Origin of the sequence: Risungbinella massiliensis (genome assembly GCF_000942395.1) — a bacterium.
In the GTDB taxonomy this organism is placed as follows: domain Bacteria; phylum Bacillota; class Bacilli; order Thermoactinomycetales; family Thermoactinomycetaceae; genus Risungbinella; species Risungbinella massiliensis.
This window is the reverse complement of the sequence record NZ_LN812102.1, coordinates 822,394-846,150: the sequence shown is the minus strand read 5'-3', so window position 1 is coordinate 846,150 and position 23,757 is coordinate 822,394. Positions and strand designations below refer to the sequence as shown.

Here is a 23,757-nt window from a genome sequence, read left to right as displayed (position 1 = left end):
GTGTGGGGCTAAAAAACTGATTATGCGGAATGTCATCCAAACTTCATTTGAAGACCAAAAAATCCCCACTCAGTACAACTGAGTGGGGATAATAATATGTCTTAATTCTAGGACTAGATTAGATTTATAGAGCTTTTTATTACTACCCAAGAATCCCAAGCGTGTGGCACAATAACTGTAAATTACAACCACCATAACTGTTATATAAATAGTATACTATAAATTGGGATAATTTACTATACTTTCAATATTTTGAATTGATGATATTATACTCCTTGTGATCAGTCATCCACTAAGGAGTGGTTTTATGGAACCAAAATACCGTCTTCAGCTTTTACAGTTAGCATTGCAACAGAAAAAGATGATCTTGATCAGCACAACGTTGATTTTAATCACGACGGGGCTTGGTTTGCTTACCCCTTGGATTATCAAAACACTGGTCGATGATGCTATTCCAAGTAAAGACATGGATTTAATGATTTGGTGTATTGCGGGAATTGGGGTTGTCCCTTTACTTTCCGCCCTGATTCGATCGTGGGAAGGAATTTTGCGAAGCGACGTAAATGCTCAAATGGTTTCCTTTCTTCGTATACAATTGGTAGAAAAACTACTAAAGCTGTCTCCACATGTTACAACAAGATATCAACAAGGAGATTTAGCAGGTAGAGTGACAAGAACATGTAATGAAATTGGAAACTTTCTCTTAAATCGTTCTACTTGGATTTTAACCAATTCACTGAAGTGCATTGGTATCTCCATCGTGATCTTCTATGTTCACATTGAATTGGCAAGTGTATCACTTGTTATGATTCCATTCATGTTTTATGCCTCCTATCTATGGATGACCAAAATCCGTAATACAAGCCGAGAATTAAGTGAAGTTCGCAAAGATTACGATGCCTATACCACGGAATTGGTTACAGGGTTGAAAACCGTACAGATGTTTCATAAAGAGCGTTTTGAAGTTTCTTATTTACAACGAGTAAACCAGAAGTATAGAGAAAAACAACGTAAGCTTGAAAAACAACGGACAATTGTAGGGAATATTTTCTGGTCGATGTCGGATTCTTTTACAACGGCGATTGTTTATTCGTATGGAGCATGGCTGATCTTTCAAGATCAAATCTCATTAGGTGAATTACTTGCCTTTGTCGTTTATGTCCCTCAACTTTATGGGGCATTGGATCGCCTATTTGACTTTTGGATTGATCGAAATAGTATTAAACCGGAGATCGAGCGGTATGAAGAGATGATGAATTTCCGAGAAGATAATGTGGACCACAAGGAAGTAAATCCTGATACAAAATTAATAGGGAGAATCGAGTTTCGGCAGGTTACGTTTTCGTATTATGAGAAAGAAACACTGCAAGATATCTCTTTTACTATCGAGCCGGGTGAATTTATTGGGATTGTGGGTGAGACTGGTAGCGGAAAATCCACAATACTTGATCTTCTGATGCGATTCTATCAACCAGAATCTGGTCAAATCTTATTGGACGGGATTCCTATAGAAAATATTAAATTACAAGAGTTGCGAAGCCAAGTTACCCTTGTCCCGCAGGATATCTTTTTGTGGAACCGTTCGCTACGAGATAATTTAGTCTATGTATCTTCAAATAATAATGAGGAAGAACTTGCTGAAGTTATGAAAGTGGCACAGATCGAAAAATTTATTCCCAAGCTGCCGAGTGGATTGGAGACTTTAGTAGGAGACCGTGGAGTAAAACTTTCTGGTGGAGAAAGGCAACGAATCGCAATTGCTCGAGCATTATTAAGAAAACCAACTATCTTGCTCATGGATGAACCTACTTCAGCCCTCGATTCAAATACCGAATCAGCATTACAAGCTTATTTGTCTCACGTCTTTCATAAAAAAACAGTTATCGTTGTTGCTCACCGCTTGGCTACCGTCCGAGAAGCGGATCGAATTTTCGTGATAGATCAAGGGGGCTTGGTCGAGTGTGGAAGTCATGAAGAGTTGATGAATCATAAAGGATTGTATTTTGAAATGTATAAAAAACAGATGGGTGTAGTGACAAAGGTGTGAAAAATAGAGCTGAGGAAATATTTTAAGAATAATAATCTTGAGCCTAGGTACTCCATTTTCTTTGGAATTCCTAGGCTTTTCAAAATAAGTTACCAATTATTTTGTTTCTATGGGTGGATTTTTTTAGAGACTATTATTTAATGTAATGTCATTGCCAATAGGATTTTCTATCAATTTCTTGACTTCATCTAAATCATTGGTTTTTCCTAGAGCCCACATTAATTTTGGGACGATTGCTTTTGTATTCATATCTCCAGAAAGAATAATCTTATTTTGAGCCACTTTTTGCCCTACTTCATATAGATATTGTATTATCCTCCATTTATATTGAGTTTGGTCCGTAATTCAATTACATCACATAAATGGTGTATTGTTCTATGCATGATGAAATCTTAAATTGTAGAAAATAGTTGACAAAAAGAAAGGAAAAGAACACACTTACTTTATTAAAGTTTAAAAACAAACCGGTTTAATCGGTTTTATAAAAGGAGGATCTCCATGAAGAAAAAAACAGGTCTAATTATTTCCCTACTCTTCTTACTTTCGATGGTGGCAACTGCTTGTACTGTAGAGACTCCTACTCCAAAAGGAGACCTCCTCGATCAAGTAAAAGAACGTGGAACTTTGATTGTAGGAACAGAAGGAACATATAAACCTTTTACTTTTCATGATGAAAAAACAAACCAATTGACTGGCTATGATGTGGAGGTAGCTCAAGAGATTGGGAAGCGAATGGGTGTGAAAGTAGAGTTTCAAGAAATTCCTTGGGATGGGATGCTAACTAGCCTTCAGACCAAAAAGATTGATATGGTGGCAAACCAAGTAGGAGTAAAGCCAGAGCGCCAAGAAAAATTTGACTTCTCCAAACCATACGCAGTTTCGTATGCCCAAATCGTGGTGCATCAAGACAACCAAGATATTAAAGAGATTGAAGATATCAAGAACAAAAAAGCGGGACAGACTCCAACTAGTAACTATGGTCAATTGGCTGTGCAAAAAGGCGCAGAGATCATCTCCTATGAAGATATGATGAGTGCATTCCGTGATGTGGCAGCGAAACGAGTTGATTTGTCTTTGAATGATCGACTAGCGATTGCAGAAGCACTAAAAAACTCTAAACTTCCACTAAAAACCGTAGGTGAACAGATCGATCGTTCCGAATCAGCTTTCCCTATTCCAAAAGGGAATCCGAAACTGTTAGCTGAGATTAATAAGGCATTAGATAGTATGAGAGCAGATGGAACACTAGCGAAAATCTCTCAGAAATATTTTGGAGAGGACATTTCAACATAATGTTATCAGGAAGAATCCTCTTATCCAGAGGATTCTTCTAATTTTTTACCGATACAGTTGTTGGATTTTGAGATACAATCATACCTTGCATATGTCAATTTTATTTCCCAAATTCTTTTCTACATTTGCTACTATGTAAGGTGGGACAAAATCGGGGAAAGACTACAACAGAAAGTCCATTGTAGCTTGTGAAAGGAGAGTCCTTGTGTCAATTCTAAACCAGTCCGAGCCGTTTACACTGGTCTTATTTGGAGCAACGGGTGACTTAGCAAAGCGGAAGCTATTTCCTGCCATTTATAATCTATACTTATCCAATTTACTACCAGATCAATTTACTGTGATTGGAGCGAGTCGCACCCCTCGTACGAATGATCAATTTCGGGAAGCGGTACATAATTCGATTCAAGAGTTTTCTCGTAATAAAATTCACGATGAAAAGAAGTTTGCTCATTTTCTAGAATCCTTTTTTTATAGCTCAACTGATATTAATGATGTTGCGACATACCAGGAGATTTTGTCCATATGTAACGATCGTGAACCAAAAGATATTCCTGCAAATCGCCTCTTTTATTTATCGGTTGGTCCTGAATTATTTGGTCGTGTTGCCACCAATCTTAACCAAACCGGTTTGACCAATACGACTGGATGGAAACGATTAATTATTGAAAAACCATTTGGATATAACTACGACTCTGCCCAAGAGTTAAATGTGGAAATTAAGAAAACGTTTACGGAAGAAGAAACGTATCGAATCGACCATTATCTCGGGAAAGAGATGGTTCAGAATATCGAAGTAATCCGATTTGCCAATGCCTTTTTAGAGCCGTTGTGGAATCATCAATATATTGAGAACATCCAAATCTCGGCAAGTGAAACGGTTGGGGTAGAGGAACGTTCTGGCTATTACGATGAGGCAGGGGCACTTCGGGATATGGTACAAAATCATATGTTGCAGCTATTGATGATGGTTGCGATGGAGCCACCGAGCCGTTTTGATGAAACTTCGATTCATGAAGAAAAGACAAAGGTGCTACGTGCGATTCGTCGTGTTCCAAAAGAGCAGATGGCGGAGTATGTAGTACGCGGTCAATATGGAGAAGGCAAGATCAAGGGGAAATCTCTGCCTGCGTACCGTCAAGAGAAAAACATCCCAGAAAGTTCCACGACCGAAACATATGTGGCACTTAAATTTATGATAGACAATCATCGCTGGGCAGGTGTTCCTTTCTACATTCGGACAGGAAAAAGAATGCCGATGAAGGCAACCGAAATTGTGGTACAGTTTAAAGAGTTACCCCAAAATCTTTATTCTCGTGATACGAAGGGATTGGGGCCTAACTTACTAGTGATTCGGATCAACCCAAATGAAGGTGTTCATCTCTTTATGAACACGAAACGACCTGGAACTTTCCAACAGATGAAACCGGTTACCCTTCATTATCAAGATGAATCGAATGAAATTCCAGAGGCATATGAATCCTTGATTCAAGATGCGATAGTAGGAGATCGGACGTTTTTTACTCATCAGGATGAAGTTTCCCATGCTTGGGAGATTACCGACCCAATTTATGAAGCGTTCCAAGAAAATATTGTTTCACTCTCAAGCTATCCAAGTGGGAGTTGGGGACCAGTGGCGGCAGATCAACTCTTGGCATCACAAGAAGATCATTGGTGGGCAGTCGGTGATCTAGAGATGCAACTTAAAGCGATATACGATCATGAAAAAGAGAAAGAAGGCATTGTCAAATGAAAATTTATGATATCTCCATGACGATTCATGAAGGCATGCAAGTCTACAAAAACAAAGAGAGCAAAAAACCAAAGATTTCAGTAGTACAAGATTTTGACACATCTCCTGCACGAGAGTCTCGTATTGATCTAGATGTTCATACTGGTACCCATGTTGATTCTCCGCTCCATATGTTACCAGAAGGAGGAACAATGGAAGTTCTTCCTTTGGAGACATTGGTAGGGGAAGCACGCGTTTTGGATCTGTCTCATGTGGAAGATGGAGTAACCGCCGCTGATTTAGAGAAGTTCAACGTACAAGCTGGAGAGTTTTTGTTACTCAAAACTCGTAACTCTACATCGGATGAGTTTGATTTTGAATTCATCTTTTTAAAAGAAGATGGAGCCAAATATCTAGCGGAAAAAGGAGTTCGGGGTGTAGGAATCGATGGGTTAGGCATTGAACGTTCCCAAGCTGGGCATCCTACTCACAAAACTTTATTTCATTCGGACATAGTGATTATCGAAGGTTTACGCTTGCAAGAAGTACCTGAAGGCACCTACTTTATGGTGGCAGCTCCAATTAAATTAATGGAGACAGAAGCTGCTCCTGCACGTGTGTTACTTTTGGATGGAGTTTCAGTTTCGTAAGTTTTTTGGGAGACTACTATCGTCTGTTTGAAACGATAGTAGTCTTTTTTTACCCAATTATGATAAGTAAGTTAGTTATGTATAGTTAGTATATTTGAGGTGAGCGATATGGATTATCTTCGATCCATTCGATGGGAGAACTTAATTGACTTGGATTTAGCTTGGAAATCGGCACCAGTCATTTTACAAGGTCTGGGGTTGACGATTTGGATTAGCTTGGTAGCTATGGTAATTGGGTTGATTCTAGGAATGATGACCGCTGCAGCCAGAATGTCGCAAAACGTTTTGTTTCGAGGGATCGCCAAGACCTATATCTCCATCATTCGTGGTACGCCTCTATTAGTGCAATTATTTATTCTTTATTTTGGCTTACCAGTCATTGGGATTACACTGACCCCTGTTTTTGCAGGTATCTTGGGACTTTCTCTTAATGTGGGAGGATATTCTGCAGAAACGATTCGTGGTGCGCTATTAGCAATTCCAAAAGGACAATGGGAAGCGGCGATATCGTTGAATATGAATTATGTTCAGACGATGAGGCGTATTATTATTCCTCAGGCAATAAGAGTTGCTTTGCCTTCACTGGCGAATACTTTTTTGGGATTGGTGAAGGATACGTCGTTATTGTCAGTCATAACTGTACCAGAGATGTTATATCAAGCGAAGATTATTGGAGGAAGAGAGTTTGACTATATGACCGTTTATTTGGTAGTAGCTCTCTATTTTTGGATTGTTTGTACCTTACTTAATCTCCTACAGAATCGATTGGAAAAGCGTTACAGTCGTTATCTTACGTAAGGGAGGAGCTTTTTCATGTTAAAAATAGAGAACTTAGAGAAATCATTTGGTAAGCTACATGTTCTACGTGGTGTGGATCTTTACATTCACAAAGGGGAAGTAGTTGCGATTATTGGGCCAAGTGGAAGTGGGAAATCGACGTTTCTCCGCTGCCTAAACTTACTAGAAGAGCCGACTGGTGGGGAGATCGAGACAGAAGATATGAAGCTGTTATTTGGTAATACGCCTGTTCGAGAGACCGAAAAACGTGTCCTCCGAGCCAAGACTGCAATGGTTTTTCAAAACTTTCATCTCTTTCCTCATCAGACCACTTTACAGAATGTGATGGAGGCAATGATGATCGTTCAAAAAAAATCAAAAGGAGAAGCCCGTAAAACAGCACTAGAACTGCTCGAAAAGGTAGGACTTGCCGAGAAAAAAGATGCTTATCCCTCGCAGTTATCAGGGGGACAACAACAGCGTGTGGCGATCGCTCGAGCTTTGGCGGTAAAGCCTGATTTGTTGTTGTTAGATGAGCCTACTTCCGCTTTAGACCCAGAGTTGATCGGGGAGGTACTAAGAACTATTAAGGAATTAGCTCAAGAACAACAGACGATGCTGATCGTTACGCATGAGATGTCGTTTGCCAAAGAGGTAGCTGATCGAATCGTTTTTATGGATGAAGGTAGGGTCATAGAGGAAGGGCCTGCAAAACAAGTGATGGAAAATCCACAACAGAGTCGAACAAAACAATTTTTAGAGCGATTCCAATCTGTGCACGTTTAATGGACGAATTAAAGTTTCAAATTTTTTTTATTCCAAAAAAAGGAATTTAAGAAATTTTGGTGAATATAAATCGATGTAGTAACCAATTATTAGGAGGTGTTGATATGTTAAATTTAGATCTTCTCATCCAAATTGCGGTTTCTCTAAACCTGCTATAATGGACTAATTTGTCGATAATCGTATGATGATAAAACAACGAACATCTTAAACAAAGATGTTCGTTGTTTTATGTTATAGGATATTTGGCAGGAAATTCATATATCTACGTATAAATAAGAACGTTTTTTGTCTAATGAGATTGTTGCTATTTTTTTACCCAGAAAGTCTCAAAACGTTATAGAATAGAACTTAACGAAAATTGCCCATCGGGTGGCAACCAGGTAGGTGGTACTTTGCAACAACAACTGATGATGGGACGTTATGCGTTACAAGAAGTGATAGGACGAGGTGGTATGGGCACTGTTTACCAGGCCCTAGATACTACATTGGATCGGCTTGTTGCGATCAAATTTATCAATCAGAACGATATGCCAGATCATGAGTTTGTGGACCGTTTTTTCCGGGAAGCACGAGCTACCGCGAAACTGCAACATCCGAATATTATTCAAGTATTTGATATGGGGCAAGAAGGTTCGGATTATTACATGGTGATGGAGTTATTGGAAGGATCTACATTGAAAGATCTTATTCAAGCCCAAGCACCCTTATCAGTGCCAGAAGCGATTCGCATTACAGTAGAGATTTTACGTGGACTTGGAGAAGCGCATCAAGTAGGAGTAATTCATCGAGACATTAAACCACAAAATATTTTACGCAGTAAGCAAAATCATTGGAAATTAGCTGATTTTGGGATTGCACATATGGAATCAGCATCCACTAAGCTGACCAAGACTGGGATGATGATGGGGACTGTACACTACTTCTCTCCAGAACAAGCACGTGGAGAAGCAGTTTCGTATGGATCGGATCTCTATTCAGTCGGTATTATGCTATATGAAATGCTGACTGGTTACCTTCCTTTTGATGCAGATGAAGGGATTGCAATAGCAATTAAACATTTGCAAGCCCCGGTACCCGATCCAAGGGCGATTCGACCCGATTTACCGGAAGCTATTTGTCATGTCCTTTTTCGTGCATTGGAAAAAACATTGGATCGTCGCTATCAGTCAGCAGAAGAAATGATTCAAGATCTACAAGCTATTAATGGACAACCATCAATCCCTGCAGTTACTACGGTGTTGTCTACACAAGAATCATTGCCACCAGTTGATCGTACGGCTTCACGCAAATTTCAGACGCGAATGCAAAATACCCTGCAAACGCCTGTCATATCCTCTACAGAACAGGTAGAGCCAGTCCTGCATGATTCAAATCAAACACCAGGAGAATGGAATCATGGTTCAGAGCCAAAAAAGAGTAAGAAAGGGATCACGTTTCTAGTGATCGTGCTTGCACTTGTAGGGGGATTTTTCTGGTACCAGAGTGATGATTCGACTCCTACGAATTCTACTGGCGAAGAGTTTGATTTAGAAGGTTTAACAAAGCCATCCGGAGCGGTTCAAGCAGAATCAAGTAGAGATAAATTATTAAAGGAATTATATAAAGCGAAAACAACGAAATCAGAAGGAAATCTTACCGAATTAGTTGGTAGTACCGAACACAGTTATGATGTTAGGATAAGAGGTACGAAAGACTATGAAGTACTCAACACCAATACCAATACAGCTTTTTCAAGACAAGAGAATCAATGCTCCAAAGGGGATAACAACAGCAATTTTCAAACAATTGACTGTGATGATTCTAATATTTCAGAGATGGAACGAATTGTAGGCATGGAAAAGACACTGCTCGACGGTATGATTGAGGATAAAGATTCAGTTACACTCTATAAAAGCGATGATAAAGGATATATACTACATTATAAAATATCCTCTACAGATTTGATTCTGGATCAATTAGATGAGTGGGAAGAGAAGAATTGGTTAAAAGGTGATATTACATATAAGAATGGAATATATGAAATTCAACTAACCTATAACTCTAATAAAAAACTTACTAAAATCCAGCGAATCCTTAAATTAGAAAATGATTCATACGGTCGACCAAATGTTATGGTAGAACAAACTATGACCATTTCAAAATAATGGCCGTTTCCTTTTAGAAGCGGCTTCCTCATCTTATCTAGAAAGGATCGGTGTACGGTCGTGCAAGGAAAAGTACTTGTAGGTCGCTACCAATTAGAACAACAAATAGGTAAGGGAGGAATGGCGGCAGTATTCCGGGCGATGGATCAGAGTCTGGAGCGTGCTGTTGCCATTAAAGTGATGAACCCTTCCTTTTTTACAGATTACGATCTTATTGACCGTTTTATTCGTGAAGCAAAAGCTACCGCTAAATTAGATCATCCTAATATTATGCAGGTTTACGATGTAGGAGTGGAAGAAGATTCGCACTACATGGTAATGGAACTTTTAGAAGGTGGAACACTTAAGGATTGGATTCAGTATTATGGGACTCTTCCCATTCGAGATTCCCTCGAAATTATAAAACAAGTGCTGTTTGGACTGGCAAAGGCACACCAGAGTGGAATTATTCACCGAGACCTCAAACCACAAAACATCTTGCGTAATCAATCAGGTGTATGGAAATTAGGGGATTTTGGGATTGCGAAAGTGTTAACATCTACAGAAGGCCTAACGAAAACTGGAAATGTTATGGGAACGGTTCGCTATTTTTCTCCTGAACAGGCACGAGGAGTGCAAGCTGTTTTCTCGTCTGATTTATATTCGATTGGGATTCTGTTATATGAAATGTTAACGGGGAGAGTCCCATTTGATGGTGAAGAGGCTGTTGCGATTGCAATCCAGCATCTACAATCTCCCTTGCCTGATCCACGTATATACCGAACAGATATACCAGACGCATTAACACATATTTTATATAGAGCGTTAGAGAAGCAGCCTGAAAAGCGTTACCAAAGTGCATATGAAATGATTCAAGAGATAGAACAGGTTTTGCAACAGTATACAGGTAGTAGCTCTCCGCTGTTATATCAAACTAGCCATACCAATATCCCGAATGTCTTAAATCCAGATCCATCTCTTTCTCAGAGTCGTCCGAGTCAGAGTTCTCTTACACCATCTCCTATTGCGGAAATGGAGATAAAAAAGAAGCGCAACATCAAAAAAAAGCTACTCAACGCAGCGTTGATTGTTCTGAGTATTGTGGGACTAGCTAATCTTCTATTGCCAACTACTGCCGAATCGGATGGGGTCAACTTTGAGTTAACCGGCTTTTTTTCGGAAAAACAGAATAGTCCGACTAGAAATGTTAGTTGGGTAACTGGGTATGTGAACAAAGCGATAACCGATGGGGATAATCGTAAATCAGAAATTCAAACGGAACTACGCTCCAATTTTGAAGGAATTGATAAGCTTGTAAAAGAAGAGAACTATATACTTAGTTATTTAGATAATGAGCACTATTATATGAAAGATCAATCTCGAAATATAGATGGGCATCATACAATCTATCGTAATAACTCTTCTTGTTATGAAGTGGGTGCATCACATCAGAAATGGAACCCAAGCGATTGTTTCAAAATGGAAGGAGCTTATCAAGATAAGCTTTCGGAACGTGATCTTTATTTAGATATTTTAAAGCAGTTCCAACAAGCAAATACTGCATTTGCTTCTTATAACAGTGTGTATTCCGAAACTGAGTATCAGGTAGCCGAACTGACAATCAAAGATTTGGGTAAAATTTGGGGAACGATCAGTTTAGAAGACAAATCTAAATTTATTGGAAGTAGCCGACCTCAAAATGAGTTTGAGAATGGCCTCTATCAAATCCGCCTTACATTTGATGAGGATGGTAAAGTAATTCGGATTCAACGAATGCTAAAACTACAAGCGAATGATCCTTCAGCAGAGAGTTCTAATGTATCAGTTTATCAGGATATTAAATTGAGTAGTCCAAGCGATGCGTATGATTATCCAAAATAAAATGGTGATAAATCCAAGGTGGATTGGATGTATAACATCTGTCCACATAATGCCTCTCAAAAAATATATTCCAAATAAGATGGATACAGCAATTGCTTTGTTCCAAGCATTTGGTTGTAAGTTTCAAATATGGGACTAGTAAATGGGAACTTGTGAATTGTTTATGAAGAAAGTAGTTGAAAAAGCTGTCAAACAGTTGGTGTCAATACTGTAGACAGCTTTTTTCTTTTTGTTGTATCCGCTTTGACTGCTCTACATACAAAATGAGTGTTTAAAAAGTTGATAGAGAGGAAAAGGATTATATATCAAATGAACTGAATTATCAGATATTATAACTGATCGAAAAAGGGGTATTTATAAAAATTAATATTTTGTAGGAGGGAGATCATATGATGAATGTAAATCTCGTTTTACAAAGCAATGAAGAAAAGTTGATTTATAATTATTTTAATAAAAAATTTCCGTCCAAGAACTATGAAGAATTAAATAAACTGATCCAATTCATTATGAATAAAGCTTATAAAATATATAAGAACAAAAAAGAATATGACCAAGCATTACACAAATTGAACTGGCTAAATGACATAGAGTACCATCTTCCTTTTGAAGCTCTTGCAGAATTTACTGAAGATAGAAAACGTAGTACAAAAAACAAGATGAAACTATATCGTAAACGCTATGCGGGTGCGTTACCTGATGGTCGTTTTATTATTTTGGATGTATTGGAATCAAAGATCGAGAAAATATTAAATGATTTAATAGAGGAACTCGCTCCTGATTATGAGTGTCCGCTTTGTTCGTCCTCCTATTTTAATGATGATTGTCCTGCATGTGGAATGACTCTTTATTAGGAATGAACTATCCTTAAGGAAAGACACCAAAATGTATGATAAAAAAAGCTGTCTAACAGTTGATTCTACACTGTAGACAGCTTTTCTTTAGATTACCTTTTTCCTTGTTGTTGCATCCACTTTGACACCTCCAGATCCCGATAGAAATAACCTGCATTGATTACTTCCACTTCGACCCGAGGATGGTATTGTCGGATAATCTCTCGTTTTCGTGCTTCTTTATTTTTTACTTGTTCTTCCGCTAACTCTTTTTTCTCAGGAAAATAGGCCTCAAGTTGTTTCATCTCGTCGATATATCTTTTGTGTGCTTCTTCCGCCCATGTGTGATCTTCTTGTTTGAGCAAGTCATCTAAATAATATTCTAGCTCACTAAGTGCTTCCGCTCCATTCATTTTCTCTGGAAGAAGATGGCGACCGGTGGGGAGTTTGTGGGTCCATTGAAGTGAAGATAGTTCCTCCGTGAAGTTTTCACGAATTTCCCCAGATTGTAAATTGATCCCCAGTTGATGGATGGTGTCTTTTTTCTGATCACTAATGTATGAAACCTTAAAATTGACAGCGAACCATGGGACATAGGGAAGAGAATTCCCATATCTAGGGCGAAGATGAGTTTCTTGATATAGACGGACGAAGCGACCGTGTTTTTGAGCAGAACGAAGCATCATTTTAAAGCGAGGAGCACCAAAAAAGAGGTATTCCCCGCTTAATTCTGTTGGACGATTGTCTGCGTCAAAAATAAAACATAGCTGTGCAGGTTGGGGAGTAGTTCCCATTTTCTCAACATACATCCAGTAGAATGGCCGATTGAGTAAATCTTTATCTACATCGATGGATAGTTGGGTTACGAGATGGGTAGGAGCTGTCTCCACCACCTTGCATTGATGATGCTCCAAAAAACGCTCGGTAAATTCTCTAATTTGAGTTTGATCCATAAAGAAGCACATCCTGTTGCTCTTGTTTGGTCAATATTTGTTGCTTAGATTGGTAGAACCTTTCGCTTAATGTGTCAAGGCTTTTTTTAAATTCTTGATCGCTTTGTGTCTCCAGACTGAGCCGTAACATACTTTGTTCGAAAGCTTCTTCTTGCTCCAGATTTTCTAAGATGGTCTCTAGTTCTCCGATTACGGAATGGAATAGTTGAATTTTCTCGTGTAATAGCCAAATGATATGTTCCTCGATGGTACCAGATGTAGCAAAATTGTAGATATGAACGTCATGCATCTGACCTAATCGATGAACCCGCCCGATTCGTTGCTCCACCCGCATAGGGTTCCAGGGCATATCGAAATTGATGACGTGATGGCAGAACTGAAGGTTAATCCCTTCTCCTCCTGCCTCTGTAGCGACCATCACCTGTGCTCGTTTTTGGAAAAGCTCCATCATCCAATCTTTCTTATTGCGGTTAAATCCACCACGGTATGGGACTGCATAGATTCCTCGTTGTGCAAGGGCTCGGATCAACATATCCTGAGTTGCTCGATATTCTGTAAAGATGATGACCTTATCTCCAATTTCTTCTACCAACTCTACTGCTTTGACGACTTTGGAGGAAGTTGTCACCCTTCGAAGTAACTCAATGATATGGGTTACCTCTGGAGAGAGAGACTCTTTCCCTTCCTCTGCTTTTTTTACGATTTTGAACAGAGTATGGAAAACGGCATCTCGACTACTACATACCTCTTTTTGTAGAACTAAGAGCGAGAGCATACTTTTAAGATCACCTTGCCCTGTTTGATAGCTTTCTCGTACAAAAGAGGTGACTCCTTCGTATAGAGCCCGCTCTTCATCTGTGAGCTCGATTGGAATCGTTTGTACAATTCTCTCTGTCAGATGAAGATTGCTATCGCGTCGTCGATTTCGGATCAGGACACGTTGGATTTCCTCACGGAGTTGCTCTTCGTTTTTGGCTTTTCGTTTGCTTTTAACGAAGTCTTTGTTAAACTGAGTTTCCTGTCCTAACTGTCCGGGTTTTAAAAGGGTTACTAGGTTATAAAGCTCTTCTAACTCATTTTGTACTGGTGTGGCGGTTAGCAGTAGACAATACTTCTTTTGCATCTCATTAATGAATTGCCAATTTTTTGTGCGGCGATTCTTGAGCTTATGTGCTTCATCTACAATTAAGAGATCATAGTGTTGCTTCAAGACAAACTCGCGATGGGGATCACGTTTGGCTGTATCCATCGAAGCGACGATAACATCGTACTTATCCCACATCCATTCTTTCTTCTGTGCGACTGCGCTGATCTGAAATTTGGCATTGAGTTCTCTGGTCCATTGGAGAACGAGAGATGAGGGGACCAAGATCAACGCTTTTTTGACAAGCCCACGAAGCATATACTCTTTTAAGATCAGACCAGCTTCAATCGTTTTCCCCAGTCCTACCTCATCTGCTAAAATTGCTCGACCATGCATCTCATGCAAAACACGCTTTACCACATCAATTTGATGAGGAAGTGGGTCAAAACCGTAAATTTGTTGTAAACTGAAGATGGTATCAAACGAGGGAATGAGCTCTGCTTTCGCTGCATCAAGAGCTAATTGAAAGCGATTCCAATCAGACCACCCTTGATCTTGCTCTAAACAAGTCTGAAAATCTTGGTACCAAGTGCGATCAAATCGAACCGGTAACGATTGCATTGACAGCATCCCTTCTTATTGGAATTCTGTTGTGATTATGTACATTAGAAAAATAGTCGCTCTTAGTATGGAACAAATGCTGGAAAAGAATTCAAGCGATAAAAACGTACATTATATGATTTATTGTTTAAAAATGATCGGTTTTTATGGCATAATAGACCATAGAAATTACATATTGTTCGGCGGATGAAGGCGAGTGGAGAGACTTGGTTTAAAAAGAACAATTACCAAGCGCCGAAGGGGAAAGCGATAAATCGTGAATCTCTCAGGCAAAAGGACTCTCGCTGGACGCAACTCTGGAGAGTGCTCATGATGAGCCACCCAAGGGGAAGGAAACTCTCGGGTATCAAGGACAGAGTGAGGAAGTCATGTTATACCCAATTTTCTGGGAGGTGACAAGCTTGACACAACTCAAGCAAACTCCATTTTTTGATATCTACCGAGAACAAGGAAAATTAATTCCATTCGGGGGGTGGGAGTTACCCGTCCAATTTTCAAGCATTAAAGAAGAACACGTTGCGGTACGTACCAAAGCAGGTCTGTTTGACGTCTCCCATATGGGGGAAGCGATCGTCAAAGGACCAGGGGCTCTGGCATTTTTGCAAAAAGTGCTCACCAATGATGTAAGCAAACTAGCTATTGATCGGGCTCAATATACTATTCTCTGCTACCCAAATGGAGGGGTGGTAGATGATCTACTTGTATATCGTACTGGTGAAGAAGAGTATCTGCTTGTCCTAAATGCATCGAACACAGAGAAAGATGTTGCGTGGTTAAGAGAACATCAATCAGATGATGTGGAGATCGAGGATGTCTCAGAAGACTATGTACAACTCGCACTCCAAGGACCACTAGCTCAACAAATTTTGCAAAAATTGACTACGACTGATCTAGCGGAGATTCGCTTTTTCCAGTTTCGTCAAAACGTAGACGTAGCAGGGATTCCGATGCTCGTATCTCGTTCTGGATATACAGGTGAAGATGGTTTTGAATTGTACTTTGCACCAATACATGCTGGCAAAGCATGGGAAACGATTCTAGAAGCTGGCAAGGAAGAAGGATTATTACCATGCGGACTAGGAGCACGAGATACTCTTCGTTTTGAGGCACGCTTACCTCTGTATGGTCAAGAGTTGTCTCCTGAGATCACCCCGATTGAGGCAGGTGTAGGTTTTGCGGTAAATGCTACCAAGGGAGAATTTATTGGATCTGATGTGGTATTGCCACAAAAAGCAGATGGTGCACCTCGTAAGTTGGTAGGGATTGAGATGATCGACAGAGGTATTCCACGTACCCACTATCCAGTTTATGTAGGGGATGAAAAAGCAGGGGAAGTAACGACCGGAACCCAGTCTCCTACATTAAAGAAAAATGTCGGTCTAGTCTTAATCGACCGAGCTTATAGTGAGTTAGGCCAAGAAGTAGAAGTGGAAATTCGTAATAAACGAGTAAAAGCAAAAGTAGTCGCAACACCATTTTACAAGCGCTCCTAGGAGAGGTGAGAGAAGATGAAATTTCGCTATTTACCAACTACCGAGCAAGACCGCCAAGAGATGCTACAAACGATTGGAGTAGATTCTGTAGAGGAACTTTTCTCCGAAATCCCAAAAGAGGTACGTTTTCAAGGGAGATACCAAATTCCAGAAGCACTTGCTGAGCCAAAACTGGTGCGTCATATGCAAAAATTGTCCAAACAAAATGCCTCTTTTGATGAATATGTCTCCTTCTTAGGAGCTGGTGTCTACGAGCACTATATCCCAAGTGTTGTCAACCATGTTATCTCTCGCTCAGAGTTCTATACTGCCTATACTCCTTACCAACCAGAGATTAGCCAAGGAGAATTGCAAGCGATCTTTGAATTCCAAACGATGATCTGTGAGCTGACCGGAATGGAAGTAGCCAACTCTTCCATGTATGATGGTCCAACAGCTCTAGCTGAAGCAGCGAACCTAGCAGTTGGTCATACTCGAAAGAAAAAAGTAGTTGTCTCTAAAGCAGTTCACCCTGAAGCGAGAGAGATTTTGCGTACGAACGCTCATGGGCTTGGCTATGAAGTGGTCGAAGTGCCAGTTACAGATGGCGTGACCGATCTAGCAAAATTGGATGAAGTAGCAGACTTGGATACCGCAGCCGTGATTGTCCAATCTCCTAACTTTTTTGGGAACATCGAACCGTTAGATAAAGTGGAGCCAATTGCTCATAAAGGAAAAGGGCTATTCGTAGTAAGTGCCAATCCACTTGCTTGTGGTTTGTTGAAACCACCAGGTGAGTACAAGGCAGATATCGTTATTGGAGATGCACAACCATTTGGGATCAATGCTTCGTTTGGTGGACCTCACTGTGGTTATTTTGCGACAACAAAAGCTCTTATGCGGAAAATTCCAGGACGGATTGTCGGTCAGACAGTAGATGAGAATGGACTCCGTGGATTCGTTCTCACCTTACAAGCACGGGAACAACATATTCGTCGGGATAAAGCGACATCGAATATCTGTTCCAACCAAGCACTAAATGCCCTAGCTGCTTCCGTACATTTGTCCGCTCTTGGCAAAGAGGGGATCCAAGAGGTGGCAAAACAAAATATCCAAAAAGCTCACTATGCCAAAAGACGTCTGGCTCAAGTAAAAGGAGTCAAGATCGTCGGAGATCAGCCGTTTTTCAATGAGTTTGTGATCCAATTAGACAAACCTGTGGCAGAAGTGAATAAATACCTCTATCAAGAAGGAATCTTGGGTGGATATGATTTAAGCCGAGATTATCCTGAACGAGTGGGTCAGATGTTGATAGCTGTAACGGAAATCCGCACCAAAGAAGAGATCGATCAACTTGCAGCGTGTCTGGAGGGATTAGCATGAATCACAACCAAGAAAAAGCACTCATTTTTGAACTGAGCCAACCAGGACGTATCTCCTATAGCTTGCCAGAATTAGATGTACCAGCCGACGATCAGCTTCTCCCGGCAGAACTTTTCCGTGAACAACCAGCTGAGCTTCCAGAAGTAGCGGAGCTTGATCTGATGAGGCACTACACAGAACTTTCACGACGCAACCACGGGGTAGATAACGGTTTTTATCCACTCGGTTCTTGTACGATGAAATATAATCCGAAAATTAACGAGGATGTCGCTCGGTATGCAGGATTTGCAAAGATTCATCCATACCAAGCAGAAGAGACAGTCCAAGGTGCGCTTCAATTGCTCTATGAGTTACAAGAAGATCTAGCTGAGATCACAGGAATGGATGCTGTTACCCTCCAATCGGCAGCGGGTGCCCATGGTGAGTGGACTGGATTGATGATGATCCGTAAGTATCATGAGACTCGTGGAGATATTCAACGAAATAAAGTGATCGTACCAGATTCCGCGCATGGCACCAATCCTGCTAGTGCGACAGTAGCTGGATTTGAAACGATCACCATTCCATCCAATGAAAAAGGACTAGTCGATGTTGAAGCGCTCAAACAAGTGTTGGGAGAAGACACTGCTGCTCTCATGCTAACTAACCCAAATACACTTGGATTATTTGAAGAAGAGATCCATGTGATCGCGGATCTTGTCCATGAAGCAGGCGGCTTGCTCTACTATGATGGAGCCAATGCCAATGCAATCCTAGGAATCGCACGTCCAGGTGATATGGGATTTGATGTAGTTCACTTGAACTTACACAAAACCTTTACGACACCACATGGAGGCGGTGGTCCTGGGGCAGGTCCAGTTGGTGTGAAAAAAGAACTAATCCCATACCTACCTCGTCCAATGGTGGTAAAAACAGAAGAAGGCTATGCGCTCGATTATGATCGTCCAGAGTCCATTGGTCGAATCAAAGGATACTATGGGAACTTTGGCATCCTTGTACGTGCTTATACCTATATCCGCACGATGGGACCAGATGGCCTACGCCAAGTATCCGAGAACGCTGTCCTCAACGCCAACTATATGATGCGTCGCTTAGAGCCATACTTTGATCTTCCATTTAAACAGGCTTGTAAGCATGAATTTGTTCTCTCTGGCAAACTGCAGAAAAAACAAGGTGTTCGTACCCTAGATATCGCAAAACGTCTGTTGGACTTTGGATACCATCCACCAACGATCTACTTCCCACTCATTGTCGAAGAGTGCCTGATGATCGAGCCAACAGAGACAGAGAGCAAGGAAACGCTAGATGCGTTCGTGGATACCATGATTCAAATCGCCAAAGAGGCAGAAGAGAATCCAGAGATCGTCCAAGAAGCACCACATAGCACAGTGGTCAAACGTTTGGATGAAGTAACGGCAGCTAGAAAGCCAATTCTTCGTTGGAAGAAGGAAGAGAAGGAATTAGTAAAAGGCTAATTAAATAAGAAAACCTATGATAAAAAACGGTAAATGTCTAATTTTTAGAGATTTACCGTTTTTAACGTTATATCTTTGCGAGTGGGAAAACCCCTAGCTTCAGCGCTATGGGGATGATAGCGAGTGTCAGACGAGGGAGGATGGTTTGCTAAGCGAATATTACCTTTCTTACAGAATGGAAAATCAAAATTACTGGTGAATACGAGTAAATTGATTTTCGAAAAGAAGACGGATCGAGTTAAACGATATTAACAGAACAGTATGTTCAATGAATAACTAACTTATATTGAATTTGAAAAAAGGACCTCAAACGGGTCCTCGTATCTCTTATATCACAATCATTTTATGAATCTTTTTTTGCTAATAAATGAAAAAGTGGATGGACAATCCAAGACAGAAGATTAATAATCACCAGTAAATACCCACCTACTGCTGTTACAAAACCGATAGCGGCAAATAATAATCCTAAAAATTCCCCTATATACGTTACTGCATATATACCTAAAAACTGGTCTATATACATTCCGATCATGGGAAAAGCATACCATAACAAACTGCAGATTCCGACGATCACTGCTAAGAACGGAATAAGGAGAAATCTCCATTTGCCAAGCCGTCCATTCCATAAAGCTACTCTCCAAAAGAGATAATAAAACCAATTTTTTGCCTTGATCGCTTCGAGATAGTCTTCTAGTACTTCTGGGTCATTCGGGTCCAATCTAATAGCCTCTTGTAAGTGAACGAGAGCTTCTTTTGGTTTATGCATGTAGTACAATAGAAAAATTCCGTATGCATGCTGTGAATCCACATTATCTGGTTCTAGGTTCAGAACGGTTTGTAACGTTTCTTTCCCTTGTCTGATCTTACCCACTTGTCCTAGTCCGAATGCCATTAAACTATGACAATCAGGATTTGTAGGATCTAACTCCATTGCTCTTTGAATATGTATTAAGGCTTTCTTTTTCTTTCTTTTGGACAGGAAAATATGTCCAAATAATAAATGAGTACCAAGATGATCTGGATCAATTGAAAGAACGTGCTGTAAAACTTTGATCGCTTGTTTGAATTTCTTGGTTTTGTAGTATAAAAATCCAAGATAGTAATGATAATCAGCCTCTAATGGATCAATCCGAATCGCTTCTTGAATTGCTTGAAAAGCAGAATCGTACGCTTCATTTCCAGCATGGGCACGAGCCATTAAATAAAATGCATGCTCCTCTTCTGGAAAGTCACGTAAAACATTTTGGATACATTGTATGGCCAAATCATATCGTTGTAGATTAATCGCTTCTGAAGCTTTCAGCAGTTCGACTTTTGCATAGTTCTCCATTAGTTCCTCCCATTAAACTCAATGAAGATTAATATTCTGGAGAGTCTATTAGCTAGACAAGAAGGGTTATCTAACCCTGTTCCATTTCCTATTGTAACTTAGCTGTCGTCTTGGGTCTCCTGAGAAAGTTTATATCCCATATAAATGTGCGTTTATGATCATCTTTAGAAAAAGTAGAGCATGTTGCATAATGAACCCAAAGTCAGAGGTTTTCCCCTTTGGAGATGCGACTAAGAGCGATAGGGAGACGGGCAGATCAGAAGCAGGAAAACCGGCGGAGCGCATATCTTTAACTTTAATTAAAGTAACAAGCTATAAATATACAAAGTAGTTATAGAAGTCCGATATCACTTTTTTGTCATAAAATAAAATACCCGTAAACAAGTGCTCCTGCGATTACCCATGCGGCATGGATCTTCATTTTTTCCATCAATAACAGGCTAAGTAGTGATAGGAAAAATGTTTGAATGAATCCAATCTCAGTATAAGAGTCTCTCCAAAAATCAAATGCCATGACGGCGAGTAGCACCCCAACAACTGGACGGATTAAGACAGTGATCCGCTCGATGATAGGGGATTTTTGATAACGGAAGAGGAGAGCTAATAGTGTAATCATCAAGAGTAGAGTAGGGCCAACAGTGGCAAAGAGTGCAATGATTGCTCCGAGGATACCTGCTTGTTGATAGCCAATATAACCAGCCATTTTAGTTGCAATTGGTCCGGGGAGCGTATTACCTATTGCCAAAATATCACGGAACTGCTCAGGAGTGAGCCATGCATAGTGGCGTACTACCTCATATTCAATCAAAGGAATGACGGCAGGACCACCCCCATATCCGAGAATATTCGGGAAGAAGAAAGCAAGAAAAAGATACCAATAAATCATTTTATCTCCTCCCGTAGCAAATGACGAGATTGGGGAAAAATTGCGATTACGATCAGCATCCCAATCACGATAGCTGGATGAATCCCGACAAAGGAGATGAGGACTAGACTGGTAAGAGTTAGTATTATCATGGTTCCTCTATTTGTACGCCCCCAAGACTTCTGTAAGAATGAGAAGGCAAGTGCTGCTAGCATCATAGCTATGACTGGATTAATTGCCTTGGTAAGTCCCTGGAAGTTAGGGTTGTTTTGAAAGTAAGCTAGCATGTTTAAAAGAGCAATCATTAATATAACCGTAGGCATTACAATAGCAATAAGGCAAGTAATACAGCCTAGGACCCCAGCGATTCGGTACCCGATATACCCGGCTAGTTTGGTTGCGATAGGTCCTGGAAGAGAATTGCCAATTGCGATAACATCACTAAACTCTTTATTATTCATCCATTGGTATCGGTTGACTATTTCTTGATGGATAAGGGGAATGACGGCAGGACCTCCGCCATAGCCCAACATCCCAGATCGAAAAAAAGCGAGAAAGAGTTGTCCTAATAATGTCATTTCATTACTCACCTACTGCGTAATTTGGTACGAAATGTTCCCTGACTAATTGTTTCCAAATCGGATTATTCTCTTGCAACCAGTTCAAAACGATTTTGTCCAAAAATAAGCGTATAGGCTAAATGCCCATACACTTATTCATAATAACTACCTTCTAGGAGTAACTGATTTTGTTGTAACCATTCTGGACTTATATGTATGAGATCAAAAGAGGCCCATGTAATACCAGTTATTTTGGTTTTGGTAGTAATTGCTCCAAAATCAAACTGTCCATCCCATTCTCCGGGACTACGTACTTGCCATTCCCAAGCTAGGGTGTTTGCAATGATGAGAGATTGATAGACTGCATTGGCACGATCTGATTCAAAATACGGAGTTGAGAATAGGATTTCATATAAAGAGCTATCACGCCAGTATTGAGATATTTTATGAACTTGAATTGGAACTTGCATAACTTCTTCTAAACTTTGTAAGGTTAACATTGCTCGTTCTCTTGATTTGGCAGCGACATAAACGGTCCACTGAATCTCGTATATCTCAGCCGGTTCCTGATACATTTTTTACCACTCCTGCTAATTGTTTATCTCATTTTAATAAATCTATTAAAAACAAGGATCGAGTATATTCACAAGAGACCTTGTTGTATTTTATATATGTAGAGCATGTTGCATAATTAGCCCAAAGCCAGAGGCGCGCCTATTGGAATGCAACAAACTATATGTAGTCAAAAAGTTACTTACCTAAATTTGTTTTACTCAGGTCATTTGCACCATTTTATCATATCAGATTGAAAGAGAAGAGTAATCTATTTTCTGTATTTTGATAGTTGCGTAAACTCTTGATTTTTATTAACTTTATACATATGATTAAGATTATTTCTCTTTATTGAAGGGAGGTTTAAAAGATCAGTAAAAATAAAAATACCAATTATATTCCACCCTCGTTTCGCCCTAATTCCCATACACGGTGGTTAAAAATATCGCTTATTCTCTATGGGATTGTTAGCATTTGTCTCATTGCTGCTTCTTTGCGTGAGATTGCTTATTTCTATAGTGGAGATTCGGCATTTTTAACACTCAGTGAACGGGTAGATGCGTATAGTTGGTATCATGCTTTGTATATACCAGCCGGAATTTTGTGGGTTATTACTACGATCTTTTTTGTTATGTGGATGTCTCGTTCTTATTCGAACACCATCGCAGTAAAGCAAAAGGAGACAAAGTATAGTCCAAGCAGAGTCATAGTAAGTCATTTTGTACCGATTCTTCAGTTTTTCACCCCATATATAGCAATGAAAGAAATGTATGCCATTCTGGTCAAACGCGAGCCAAAAAGCGATCACAAGTACCGTGCTCCTTTCCTTATCAAAAGCTGGTGGTTTTTTTGGTGGACTGCCATTTTCTTATGGATTGTAAGCGATAAGTTTGGAAAAGGACTAATTGTCTTTACACGTGGGGGATACATAAATAACGGTTGGTTGGATCTTATGGGTGATTTGTGTGATCTTGTGATGATTATTTTGACTTATCGGATCATCTCTAAGATTGGTGCTGAACAATCACAAGATCGTTCACCAGCTATGTCTAACGTAAATTTGGAGTCCCAACCTTCTACTCCAAATTCATCTCCAGAAGTGCCATATGTACCGTATCAACCTTATTCGCCTGAAACATCAACACCTGCTGTTACAAAAGAAACGTTTTCACAGCCAAATACATCAAGCCCGCCTCCGCCTCCACTAAATAATACACAACCACAACCTGCAAAACCTGCGGAGAAAAAAGATGATTTGGATGATACTTCTCGATTTACTTGGTAGGAGTAGGATATGAATGATATGCGAAACCACGTAAGCTGTTGCTTAGGTGGTTTTTATCTTG

The 23,757-nt window shown here is 40.0% G+C and carries 19 protein-coding genes, 1 pseudogene and 1 riboswitch; of the genes and pseudogenes, 13 read left to right on the top strand and 7 right to left on the bottom strand.

Annotated features, from left to right (window positions below; genetic code table 11):
- The first annotated feature begins 307 nt into the window (after positions 1 to 307).
- Positions 308 to 2,047: an ABC transporter ATP-binding protein gene (locus tag VJ09_RS04690; RefSeq protein WP_044640461.1), complete on the top strand. Its 1,740-nt coding sequence runs from the start codon at positions 308 to 310 to the stop codon at positions 2,045 to 2,047.
- Between the two features lie 123 nt (positions 2,048 to 2,170).
- On the opposite strand, the pseudogene VJ09_RS17985 reads toward VJ09_RS04690, so the two are convergent.
- A pseudogene (locus VJ09_RS17985) lies at positions 2,171 to 2,350 on the bottom strand (L-asparaginase 1); the annotation flags it as partial.
- A 195-nt stretch (positions 2,351 to 2,545) separates the two neighbouring features.
- Between VJ09_RS17985 and VJ09_RS04685 the strand changes: the two are divergent.
- From VJ09_RS04685 to VJ09_RS04650, 8 genes are all read left to right on the top strand, one after another.
- Positions 2,546 to 3,340 carry a transporter substrate-binding domain-containing protein gene (locus VJ09_RS04685; protein WP_044640460.1) on the top strand — a complete coding sequence of 265 codons (795 nt, stop codon included), beginning with the start codon at positions 2,546 to 2,548 and terminating at the stop codon, positions 3,338 to 3,340.
- A 205-nt stretch (positions 3,341 to 3,545) separates the two neighbouring features.
- Positions 3,546 to 5,090 (top strand): glucose-6-phosphate dehydrogenase, encoded by a 1,545-nt coding sequence (zwf, locus tag VJ09_RS04680; RefSeq protein ID WP_082050407.1) that lies wholly within the window; start codon positions 3,546 to 3,548, stop codon positions 5,088 to 5,090.
- On the top strand, positions 5,087 to 5,719 hold the full coding sequence (locus VJ09_RS04675) for a cyclase family protein (protein WP_044640459.1): 633 nt from the start codon (positions 5,087 to 5,089) through the stop codon (positions 5,717 to 5,719). Before zwf ends, VJ09_RS04675 begins: the two co-directional genes overlap by 4 nt.
- 108 nt (positions 5,720 to 5,827) lie before the next feature.
- Complete coding sequence (locus VJ09_RS04670) at positions 5,828 to 6,517, top strand: amino acid ABC transporter permease (protein WP_044640458.1); 690 nt, start codon at positions 5,828 to 5,830, stop codon at positions 6,515 to 6,517.
- Between the two features lie 15 nt (positions 6,518 to 6,532).
- Entirely contained in the window at positions 6,533 to 7,282 is a 750-nt protein-coding gene (locus VJ09_RS04665; protein ID WP_044640457.1) for an amino acid ABC transporter ATP-binding protein, read from the top strand.
- Between the two features lie 392 nt (positions 7,283 to 7,674).
- On the top strand, positions 7,675 to 9,426 hold the full coding sequence (locus VJ09_RS17470; RefSeq protein WP_052807219.1) for a protein kinase domain-containing protein: 1,752 nt from the start codon (positions 7,675 to 7,677) through the stop codon (positions 9,424 to 9,426).
- A gap of 60 nt (positions 9,427 to 9,486) precedes the next feature.
- Positions 9,487 to 11,286: a protein kinase domain-containing protein gene (locus VJ09_RS17465; RefSeq protein WP_052807218.1), complete on the top strand. Its 1,800-nt coding sequence runs from the start codon at positions 9,487 to 9,489 to the stop codon at positions 11,284 to 11,286.
- 389 nt (positions 11,287 to 11,675) lie between these two features.
- A complete protein-coding gene (locus tag VJ09_RS04650) occupies positions 11,676 to 12,137 on the top strand; it encodes a hypothetical protein (protein ID WP_044640456.1) in 462 nt (153 codons plus the stop codon).
- A gap of 92 nt (positions 12,138 to 12,229) precedes the next feature.
- Here VJ09_RS04650 and VJ09_RS04645 read toward each other — a convergent pair whose 3' ends face one another.
- Together VJ09_RS04645 and VJ09_RS04640 are read right to left on the bottom strand one after the other, a co-directional pair.
- Positions 12,230 to 13,069 carry a YqhG family protein gene (locus tag VJ09_RS04645; protein WP_044640455.1) on the bottom strand — a complete coding sequence of 280 codons (840 nt, stop codon included), beginning with the start codon at positions 13,067 to 13,069 and terminating at the stop codon, positions 12,230 to 12,232.
- Positions 13,050 to 14,774: a DEAD/DEAH box helicase gene (locus VJ09_RS04640; protein WP_044640454.1), complete on the bottom strand. Its 1,725-nt coding sequence runs from the start codon at positions 14,772 to 14,774 to the stop codon at positions 13,050 to 13,052. The genes VJ09_RS04645 and VJ09_RS04640 overlap by 20 nt, the downstream gene beginning before the upstream one ends.
- Before the next feature lie 186 nt (positions 14,775 to 14,960).
- Positions 14,961 to 15,065, top strand: a riboswitch (glycine riboswitch).
- A gap of 110 nt (positions 15,066 to 15,175) precedes the next feature.
- On the opposite strand from VJ09_RS04640, the gene gcvT reads away from it, so the two are divergent.
- The 3 genes from gcvT to gcvPB are packed head-to-tail and all read left to right on the top strand — an operon-like array spanning position 15,176 to position 19,104.
- On the top strand, positions 15,176 to 16,267 hold the full coding sequence (gene gcvT / locus VJ09_RS04635; protein WP_147635432.1) for a glycine cleavage system aminomethyltransferase GcvT: 1,092 nt from the start codon (positions 15,176 to 15,178) through the stop codon (positions 16,265 to 16,267).
- A 15-nt stretch (positions 16,268 to 16,282) separates the two neighbouring features.
- On the top strand, positions 16,283 to 17,629 hold the full coding sequence (gene gcvPA, locus VJ09_RS04630) for an aminomethyl-transferring glycine dehydrogenase subunit GcvPA (RefSeq protein WP_044640452.1): 1,347 nt from the start codon (positions 16,283 to 16,285) through the stop codon (positions 17,627 to 17,629).
- The gene (gcvPB, locus tag VJ09_RS04625) at positions 17,626 to 19,104 is read left to right on the top strand and encodes an aminomethyl-transferring glycine dehydrogenase subunit GcvPB (protein WP_044640451.1); all 1,479 of its coding nucleotides are present in this window, start codon (positions 17,626 to 17,628) and stop codon (positions 19,102 to 19,104) included. The genes gcvPA and gcvPB overlap by 4 nt, the downstream gene beginning before the upstream one ends.
- A gap of 343 nt (positions 19,105 to 19,447) precedes the next feature.
- Here gcvPB and VJ09_RS04620 read toward each other — a convergent pair whose 3' ends face one another.
- The 4 genes from VJ09_RS04620 to VJ09_RS04605 form a co-directional block, all read right to left on the bottom strand.
- The gene (locus VJ09_RS04620) at positions 19,448 to 20,434 is read right to left on the bottom strand and encodes a tetratricopeptide repeat protein (protein ID WP_044640450.1); all 987 of its coding nucleotides are present in this window, start codon (positions 20,432 to 20,434) and stop codon (positions 19,448 to 19,450) included.
- Positions 20,435 to 20,792: 358 nt separating this feature from the next.
- Positions 20,793 to 21,320, bottom strand: coding sequence for a chromate transporter (locus VJ09_RS04615; protein WP_044640449.1), 528 nt, complete (start codon positions 21,318 to 21,320; stop codon positions 20,793 to 20,795).
- Complete coding sequence (locus VJ09_RS04610; protein ID WP_044640448.1) at positions 21,317 to 21,877, bottom strand: chromate transporter; 561 nt, start codon at positions 21,875 to 21,877, stop codon at positions 21,317 to 21,319. Before VJ09_RS04610 ends, VJ09_RS04615 begins: the two co-directional genes overlap by 4 nt.
- 134 nt (positions 21,878 to 22,011) lie before the next feature.
- On the bottom strand, positions 22,012 to 22,434 hold the full coding sequence (locus VJ09_RS04605) for a hypothetical protein (protein WP_044640447.1): 423 nt from the start codon (positions 22,432 to 22,434) through the stop codon (positions 22,012 to 22,014).
- Between the two features lie 470 nt (positions 22,435 to 22,904).
- On the opposite strand from VJ09_RS04605, the gene VJ09_RS04600 reads away from it, so the two are divergent.
- Positions 22,905 to 23,696, top strand: coding sequence for a DUF4328 domain-containing protein (locus tag VJ09_RS04600; RefSeq protein ID WP_044640446.1), 792 nt, complete (start codon positions 22,905 to 22,907; stop codon positions 23,694 to 23,696).
- Positions 23,697 to 23,757 lie beyond the last annotated feature (61 nt).

Bases quoted from the DNA above. Each gene is read 5' to 3' on its own strand.
- VJ09_RS04690 (WP_044640461.1), top strand. From the start codon at position 308: ATGGAACCAAAATACCGTCTTCAGCTTTTACAGTTAGCATTGCAACAG.
- VJ09_RS04685 (WP_044640460.1), top strand. From the start codon at position 2,546: ATGAAGAAAAAAACAGGTCTAATTATTTCCCTACTCTTCTTACTTTCG.
- VJ09_RS04675 (WP_044640459.1), top strand. From the start codon at position 5,087: ATGAAAATTTATGATATCTCCATGACGATTCATGAAGGCATGCAAGTC.
- VJ09_RS04670 (WP_044640458.1), top strand. From the start codon at position 5,828: ATGGATTATCTTCGATCCATTCGATGGGAGAACTTAATTGACTTGGAT.
- VJ09_RS04665 (WP_044640457.1), top strand. From the start codon at position 6,533: ATGTTAAAAATAGAGAACTTAGAGAAATCATTTGGTAAGCTACATGTT.
- VJ09_RS04650 (WP_044640456.1), top strand. From the start codon at position 11,676: ATGATGAATGTAAATCTCGTTTTACAAAGCAATGAAGAAAAGTTGATT.
- VJ09_RS04645 (WP_044640455.1), bottom strand. From the start codon at position 13,069: ATGGATCAAACTCAAATTAGAGAATTTACCGAGCGTTTTTTGGAGCAT.
- VJ09_RS04640 (WP_044640454.1), bottom strand. From the start codon at position 14,774: ATGCAATCGTTACCGGTTCGATTTGATCGCACTTGGTACCAAGATTTT.
- gcvPA (WP_044640452.1), top strand. From the start codon at position 16,283: ATGAAATTTCGCTATTTACCAACTACCGAGCAAGACCGCCAAGAGATG.
- gcvPB (WP_044640451.1), top strand. From the start codon at position 17,626: ATGAATCACAACCAAGAAAAAGCACTCATTTTTGAACTGAGCCAACCA.
- VJ09_RS04620 (WP_044640450.1), bottom strand. From the start codon at position 20,434: ATGGAGAACTATGCAAAAGTCGAACTGCTGAAAGCTTCAGAAGCGATT.
- VJ09_RS04615 (WP_044640449.1), bottom strand. From the start codon at position 21,320: ATGATTTATTGGTATCTTTTTCTTGCTTTCTTCTTCCCGAATATTCTC.
- VJ09_RS04610 (WP_044640448.1), bottom strand. From the start codon at position 21,877: ATGACATTATTAGGACAACTCTTTCTCGCTTTTTTTCGATCTGGGATG.
- VJ09_RS04605 (WP_044640447.1), bottom strand. From the start codon at position 22,434: ATGTATCAGGAACCGGCTGAGATATACGAGATTCAGTGGACCGTTTAT.